Below are 7325 nucleotides of genomic sequence, written 5' to 3'. Positions count from 1 at the left end.
GGGTCGGGGTGGCCGACAGGCCCGTCCACTTCTGGTTGCTGCCGCCGTTGCACGTCCAGATCTCGACCGCGGTGCCGTTGGCCGTGCCGGCGCCGGTGACGTCCAAGCACAGCCCCGACTGCACCCCGACCACCGTGCCGTCGGAGTTCACCCGCCACTGCTGGTTGGTCCCGCCGTTGCACGTCCAGATCTCCACCCGGGTGCCGGCGGTGGTCGCGCGGCCGGGCACGTCCAGGCACTTGCTGCCGTACACCGTCAACGCGCCGCCGCTCGTGAGGGTCCACTGCTGGTTCGCGGCTCCCGAGCAGTCGTAGATCTGCAGGTAAGTACCGTCGGTCTGGCTGGCGTTCGGTACATCGAGGCACCGGCCCGAGCCGACACCGCGCAGTGCGCCGGTGACGTCAGCCATGGCCGGGCTGGCCCCGAGCGTGACCGCCAATACCATCACGGTCGTCGCCGCTGCGGCCAGCGCGGCGATCAGGGATCGGCGTCTGCGGCTGATGCGTCCTGTGTTGATCACGACCTTCTCCCAGTCAGCTTCGGGTCTGTTTCCGATTGCTCCCGCGGTGACACATCCGGCAGCGGCGTTACGGCGCGACGGTTGTGACCGCTAACATACGTTGCGTCAGCTTGGCATTGACAGGAGACTTGTCAATCCATGCGCCCCCGCACCCGGGCATCCGGACGCCGGGCCGCGCCATCTTGCCACCCCAAGCCACCATTCGATGTCTGCGAAGCACGGCTGGGCATTGAAAGTTTCCGATACTGCGCGGGGCAGCGCACGCCGCACCGGCGCCATGCTGAGCGGTTTGATGTTCGTGTCGCGGTAGTCGACCGTTGCGTTCGGCGCGCAGTTCGTGCCACCGCAGAACACAACGCTGGCGATCGCCGCGCGCCTGTGCCACGTCGACAGACGTTGTCGGCACCGGCGCGCGGCGCTTCGCCGAGGCGGTTCAGCTCGCGGTGGTCATGCTCCATTGCTGGTTCGTGCTGCCGGAGGAGCTGTACTGGCCGAGGTCGGAGCCGGAGGCGGTCCGGCCCATGCCGTCGATGTACAGGCCGGTGGCGCGGTTCTGGATGCGCACGTTGCTGCCGGCCGCCACCATCGTCCACTGCTGGTTGTTGCTGTTGCTGTCAGACCATTGGCCGGTGGCGGAGCCGTTGGTGGTGCGGCCCATGCCGTCGATGTACAGGCCGGTGGCGCGGTTTTGGATGCGGGAGTAGCTTCCGTCGGTCACGACGGTCCACTGCTGGTTGTTGTTGCCGCTGCTGCACGTGGACTGCTTGACCGTGGCGCCGTTGGTGGTGCTTCCGGTGCCGTCGGCGCACAGGCCGGTCGCGGCGTTGCGCAGCTGGACGTAGGTCGCGCCGCCGCCGCTGCCGCCGCCGCCGTCACCGATGCCCCAGGCGTATTGCAGGCGCGCCAGTCCCGAGGCGTTGACCAGCGAGAGCGAGATGGACGAGCCGCTCCCGGTCTTGGTGGTCATGCTGTACCAGTCGCCGTCGCGCAGGCCGGGCCAGTAGACGCTGCCGACGCCGAGGGTGCGCATCTCGCTGCTTTCGCCCCGCACGTAGTCGTCGAAGAAGTTCGTGCCCGGGACGCTGTAGTCGATGGTGTTGTAGTACACCCCGTTCTTGGTTCCGGGGCTCATCGGGGCGCCCCACTCGGTGACCACGGTACGACTGGCGAAGGAACCTATCTCGCCGGCCAGGTGGTTCGCCCACTGGGATTCGGTGGTGTAGGGCGGGCTGACGAAGAACGAGTAGTCGTGGATGCCGATCAGCGTGTTGTTCAGGCGGCTGTCGTTGCCGACCGCGGCCGCGTTCTGGGCGTCACCGGTGCCGTCGAGGATCACCCTGCTGCGCGGCACGCTCGGGTAGCGGGTCAGCCAGGTGTTGTAGAGGTTGTCCAGGTCGGTGCCGTTCAGCCCGTACGGCTCGTTGATGACCTCGAAGTAGGCGTTAGGGTTGCTGCCGTACTTACCGACGATCGTGTCCCACATCTGGTAGAAGGTCGTGGTGTTCGGCGGCTTGCCGCCGGTGTACGCCCAATAGGCCAGGATCACGTTGCCCTTGCCGAGCGCCGTGTCGAGCGCGCCTGTGTAGGTTCCCCAGAACGTGGAGACGGTCGGCTCGTTGACCGGGATCCGCACCGTGTTGGCACCGGTGATCGAGTACATCTGGCCGATCACCTGGTTCGCCACGGTCGCGGCCGAGGAGTAGGTGTCCGTGGAGCTGAGGCCGGACGGGTAGAGCACGCCGTTGACGAAGTTGTCGCGCTGGTCGGCCCAGTTCACGCCCCGCAACTGGCTCGTGGCGGCGTGCGCCCGGCTCTGGTTGACGGTCACGAACGCTGCGGCGGCGAGTGCGCACACCATCAGTAGCCTGAATGCCGTGAGCAGGTCCCTGCGGCCTGCGACGTGACCGGATGATCTCGTCATGTTCATCGTGTAGATCCTTTTTTGTGGGTACGTCCTTGTACTCCTGCGGGTCCGCTGCCGGCCGGTTGCACTGCTCGGCAGGCGCGATCCCGTGCGCGACGGCCGCCGCGCCACATAGCGTTGTGTTGATACGCCGTGATGCTCCCGGGCGGTGCCCGGGCCGTGTCGGGTGCGTTCATCGTGGTCTTCCTCCGTAGGGCGGCAGGCGGTTGCTTACCGCCGTCCATCACAGCCCGAGGGCGCGCAGCGTCGGGATGGTGCGCCCGACCCAGGCGAGGTCGGCGTCTTCGGTCGCTCCCTGCGTGCGCTGCGTGCCCGCGAGGAACCACAGGTAGTAGGTGGTGTATCCGGGCGCGCTGACCACCGTGTGATATCCGGAGGGCATCATCTGGACGGCGTGGTCGCGGGCCGTGTAGTTCTCCTCGTATCCGTCGTCCGTGTACACGCGGCTGATGCCGAAGCCGCCGGCGGGCTTCGTGCGGAAGTAGTACATCTCTTCGTGCCGCGCTTCGGCCGGCAGGTCGTCGAACGCGTGGCGGTGCGGCGGGTAGGTGCTCCAGTTCCCTGACGGCGTGTAGGTCTCGCCGACGATCAGCCGTCGCGTCGGCAGGTCCGGCTGGGAGATCTCGGTGAGGATCTGGTGGTAGGTGCGGCCGAAGTTCGCGGCGCCCCATCGGCCCTCGGCGACGCGCGCGGGTTCGATGACGTACGGCTCGGCGACCAGGTCGCTCGGCGCGCTGGGCAACGCGATCTCCACCGGCCCGGCGGCCTGTACGGTGACTGCGGATCCGGCCGGGATGTACACCGAGTGCGGCTTGCCGGAGAAGACGTCGGCGCGTGCGCCCACGTCCGGGAACGTGTGGCCGCCGACCGTGAAGGTGGCCGTGCCACCGAGCACGACGGCGAGGATTTCGCGGTCCCCGGACTCACCGGACCAGGCACGGCCCGCGTCGAGTCTCAGAAACTTGAGATCGAGGAGGCGGCAGGGGTTGAACGGCAGCGCGTTCAGGCCGTCCTGCGCCGGGATGTCGCAGTGGTAGCGGTAGTCCATCAGTCCTGTCTCTCGTGCGTCACGGTGCTGTCCGGTGCAGGGCGAAAAAGCGGCGGTCTACCAGGGGTCTGACCAGGCGGCACGGGTGGCTCGGGTGAGGGCTTCGAGGTAGAAGTAGTCGCCCCACAAGGTGCCTTCATCGACCCCGACGCCTTTGGGTTTGTCGTACACGCCGTGCAGCAGCAGCGCGTTGGAACGCGGGTCGGCGGCCGTGGAGTATCCGCTGATGAGGGAGGCCAGGATGTCGGCGGCGGCGGCGCGGTAGCCGTCGCGGCGCGGGCCGGCGGGCAGGTGGCCGGCGAGTTCGATCAGGCCGGTGGCGGCGATCGCCGCGGCGGAGCTGTCGCGCTCCTGTCCGCTGCCGTCGGTGAATTCCAGGTCCCAGTACGCGACGTGGTCCGTGGGCAGGTGGGCCAGGAAGTAATCGGCACAACGCTGCGCCGCCGTCAGGAACGAGACGTCACCGGTATAGCGGTAGTTGAGCGTGAAGCCGTACACGCCCCAGGCCTGCCCGCGCGCCCAACAGGAGTCGTCGGAGTTGCCTTGTTCGGTCTCTCCCCGCAGCGGCTCGCCGGTCTGCAGGTCCCAGTAGAAGGTGTGGAACGTGGTGTCGTCCGGTCGCAGGATGTTGTCGCGCAGTTGCGTGGCATGCCGCAGCGCGGCGTCGCCGTAGCGGGGATCCCCGCTGGTCCGGCTCGCCCAGAACAGCAATGGAGTGTTCATGAGGCTGTCGATGATGGTGCGGCCCCGCTGGCGCGGATCGCTCAGGTCACCCCAGGCCTGGATGATTCCGGCCGGTTCGAGCACGCGGGTGAGCAGGTGGTCTGCGGCGCAGAGGGCGGCGCGGCGCGCGGATTCGTCCTCGGTGCGCCGCCACGCGGTCACACAGCCGAGCGTGTAGAGGAACCCGAGGTCGTGGGTGGCCAGGTCGATGCGGCGCTCGACGCGTTCGACGAAGCTGCGTACGTGGGCGCTCGCGGCGGCCAGGTACGTCTCGTCCTCGGTCAGGTCGAAGGCCAGCCAGAGCATGCCCGGCCAGAAGCTGGTGGTCCAGCCGGTGTTGGCGCCTTCGGGCAGGCCGTGAGCCGCGGGCCGCAACGGGTATGTGCCGTGTACGGTCGTGTCGCCGGGATAGCGCTCGCCGAACTCGGCGATGTTCGCGTCGATCGTGCGCAGCGCGGCGGCCACCGCAGGCCCGGTCGCTTCGGCGTCGGGGCTCGGACGGACGTCGATCGCCGTCATTGCTGTCCTCTCCTGGTTCGTCCGCGGGCCCGCGAAGCGCGCGGGCACGCACCTGCGCGCCGGGTGCGGCGCAGGCGGGTCGGGCGGTGTGGCTCAGCCGGGGTTCGGTCCAAGCGCCTCCCGCAGGGTGAAGTGGCTGTTGGCCCAGACGACGTACAGCAGCGGGGCCGCCGCCAGGCCGAACGCGATCGCCGGCCGGCTCGCGACGAGCGCTTCGAGCAGTGCGAGAACGGCTAGCGAAAACACCGTCAGGTACCAGCGCCGCAGCGCCAGGTAAAGGCAGGCCCGTAGGGCGTCGCGCAGCCGGACCGCCGGGCGTTCGGCGATCACGACGAGGGTCAGCAACGAGGTCGAGGCGATCAGGGCCATGGCCGTGACCAGCACCGGGATCACGGCGGCGCCGACCGGGTGTCCCCAGGCGGCGTGCGCATCCACGCCGAGGACCACCAGCGCCGCGGTGGCGAGGGCTCCCAATGCGGTGGCCCGGCGCAGCGACGCGCGCCAGGCCGCGACGAAGGTGCGCACGACCGCGTTGTCGCCCCCGCCGCTGAAGGCGGAGAGCACCGCGAACGCCGCGCACACTCCCGGCGCGCACAGCGGCGCAACCAGCGCCAGGAGCGGCCACGAGCGTGCCGGGTCGGTCACGACCAGTCCTGCCGCGAGCGGCAGGCAGCTGACGACGAGCAGCAGGTTGGTCATGAGCGCGACGTAGAGCATGTCGAAGGCCGTGCCGAGCGTCTCGTACTTGATCCGCATGGTCATCCCTTCAGGCCGGTGGTCGCGATGCCCTCGACGAAGTAGCGCTGGCCGAGCAGGAAGATCACCGCGATCGGCAGCACGGAGAGCACCGAGCCCGTCATGATCAGCGCGTACTCGGTGTTGTACTGGGAGATGAAGGTGCTCAGCCCCAGCTGGATGGTCCGCAGGTTCGGGCTGCGCAGATAGATCAGCGGTCCGAGATAGTCGTTCCAGGTGTTGACGAAGGTGAGCAGCGCGAGGCTGGCCAGTGCCGGGGCCGACAGCGGCAGCATGATGCGCCGGTAGATGCCGTATTCGCTCATCCCGTCGATGCGGGCCGCCTCGCTCAGTTCCTCCGGGATCGACTCGTAGTACTGCTTCATCAGGAACACGCCGAGCGCGCCGAAGGCCTGCAGCGCGATGATCGACCACAGCGTGTTCGACAGCCGCAGGTGCGACATGAGGATGAACTGCGGGATCATGTAGGACTGCCAGGGTACTGCGATAGTGCCGACGTAGACGATGAAGAGCAGATCGCGGCCGGGGAAGCGCACTTTGGCGAATCCGTACGCTGCGAAGCTGCCGGTGAACAGCTGCAGCGCGGTCACCGCGAAGGAGAGGATCAGCGTGTTCTCGAGCCACGTGGTCATCTGCGACTTGCGCCAGATGTCGAGGTAGTTGTGCCAGACCACGCTGTGCGGCAGCCACTTGACCGGCACGGTGACCACGTCGTTGTCCGTCTTCAGCGACGAGACGACCATCCAGTAGAACGGCAGCAGCACGCCCGCCGCCGCGGCGACGAGCAGCACGTAGATGAGCACCCTTACGGCAGGACTGGCGCGCTTTCCATTGCGTCGGCGCGGGACGGGCGCCGGCAGGGCGTCCGTCGGCGCGGGCTTCAGCATCGTGTCCATCACACGCTCCTGCGCTTGTTCACGTGGAACTGGACGATCGTGGCCACGAAACAGAGCACGAACAACACCACGGAGATTGCCGAGGCGTATCCGAAGTGGTTCTCCTGGAAGCCGGTCTGGTAGATGTACTGCGAGAGCACCAGGGTCGACTGTCCGGGGCCGCCGTTCGTCAACAGCAGGATCAGGTCGAAGACCTTGAAGCTGCCGATGGTGAGCATCACCGTCACGAAGAAGGTCGTCGGCCGCAGCGAGGGGACCGTCACCGCCCGGAACCGCTGCCAGGCGTTGGCGCCGTCCACCCGGGCCGCCTCGTACAACTGCGCGGGGATGGTTTGCAGTCCGGCGAGGAAGATCAGCATGTAGTAGCCCATCTCCCGCCAGGTGCCGACGAGGATGACGGCGGGCATCGACCACGTGGTGGATACCGTCCAGCCGGGCGGGTGGGCGATCCCGAGCGGCCGCAGCACCGCGTCGATCGGCCCGTACTGCGGGCTGAAGAGCATGTTCCAGACCTGGGCGGCGGCGACGATCGAGGTGATGTAGGGGAAGAACGCGACGGTGCGGAAGAAGGCGACGCCGCGCAGTCTCCGGTTGAGCAGCAGCGCCAGGCCGAGCGCCGCACCCAAGGTGAGCGGGATGTGCAGCGCCGTGTAGTAGAGGGTGTTCTCCAGCGCCGTCCAGAAGCTCTGGTCGTGGATCAGCCGCCGGAAGTTGGCCATGCCGGTCCACCTGGCCACGCCGAACACGTTCCAGTCGGTGAAGGCCAGGTAGAACAGCACCAGCACCGGCGCCAGCGTGAGGACCGCGAAGCCGATGAAGTTGGGCAGCAGGAAGGACCATCCCACCGCGGTGTTGCGCCACACCCGCCGGCTGCGCCGGCGCCGCGCGGGCCGCGTCGGCCGGGCGGGGGCTTCGATCGTCGTTGCCATGGGCTCTCTC

The 7325-nt window shown here is 68.2% G+C and carries 7 protein-coding genes; all 7 read right to left on the bottom strand.

Annotated features, from left to right (window positions below; translation table 11 throughout):
• Positions 1-445: RICIN domain-containing protein (locus KGA66_RS05090; RefSeq protein WP_369015814.1), on the bottom strand; the 445-nt coding region annotated here is incomplete at its 3' end.
• 508 nt (positions 446-953) lie between these two features.
• On the bottom strand, positions 954-2441 hold the full coding sequence (locus KGA66_RS05085) for a ricin-type beta-trefoil lectin domain protein (RefSeq protein WP_211465035.1): 1488 nt from the start codon (positions 2439-2441) through the stop codon (positions 954-956).
• 226 nt (positions 2442-2667) lie between these two features.
• Positions 2668-3492, bottom strand: a complete 825-nt coding sequence (gene iolB / locus KGA66_RS05080) for a 5-deoxy-glucuronate isomerase (protein WP_211465033.1) — start codon at positions 3490-3492, stop codon at positions 2668-2670.
• A gap of 57 nt (positions 3493-3549) precedes the next feature.
• On the bottom strand, positions 3550-4734 hold the full coding sequence (locus tag KGA66_RS05075; protein ID WP_211465031.1) for a glycoside hydrolase family 88 protein: 1185 nt from the start codon (positions 4732-4734) through the stop codon (positions 3550-3552).
• Between the two features lie 93 nt (positions 4735-4827).
• Positions 4828-5490, bottom strand: coding sequence for a hypothetical protein (locus tag KGA66_RS05070; protein WP_211465029.1), 663 nt, complete (start codon positions 5488-5490; stop codon positions 4828-4830).
• A gap of 2 nt (positions 5491-5492) precedes the next feature.
• Entirely contained in the window at positions 5493-6386 is an 894-nt protein-coding gene (locus KGA66_RS05065; RefSeq protein ID WP_211465027.1) for a carbohydrate ABC transporter permease, read from the bottom strand.
• Positions 6386-7315 (bottom strand): carbohydrate ABC transporter permease, encoded by a 930-nt coding sequence (locus KGA66_RS05060; protein ID WP_211465025.1) that lies wholly within the window; start codon positions 7313-7315, stop codon positions 6386-6388. The genes KGA66_RS05065 and KGA66_RS05060 overlap by 1 nt, the downstream gene beginning before the upstream one ends.
• Positions 7316-7325 lie beyond the last annotated feature (10 nt).

It is taken from the genome of Actinocrinis puniceicyclus (assembly GCF_018283645.1).
Classification (GTDB): Bacteria; Actinomycetota; Actinomycetes; order Streptomycetales; family Catenulisporaceae; genus Actinocrinis; species Actinocrinis puniceicyclus.
The sequence above is the reverse complement of the archived record's forward strand: the minus strand, read 5'-3'. Positions and strand labels throughout refer to the sequence as shown.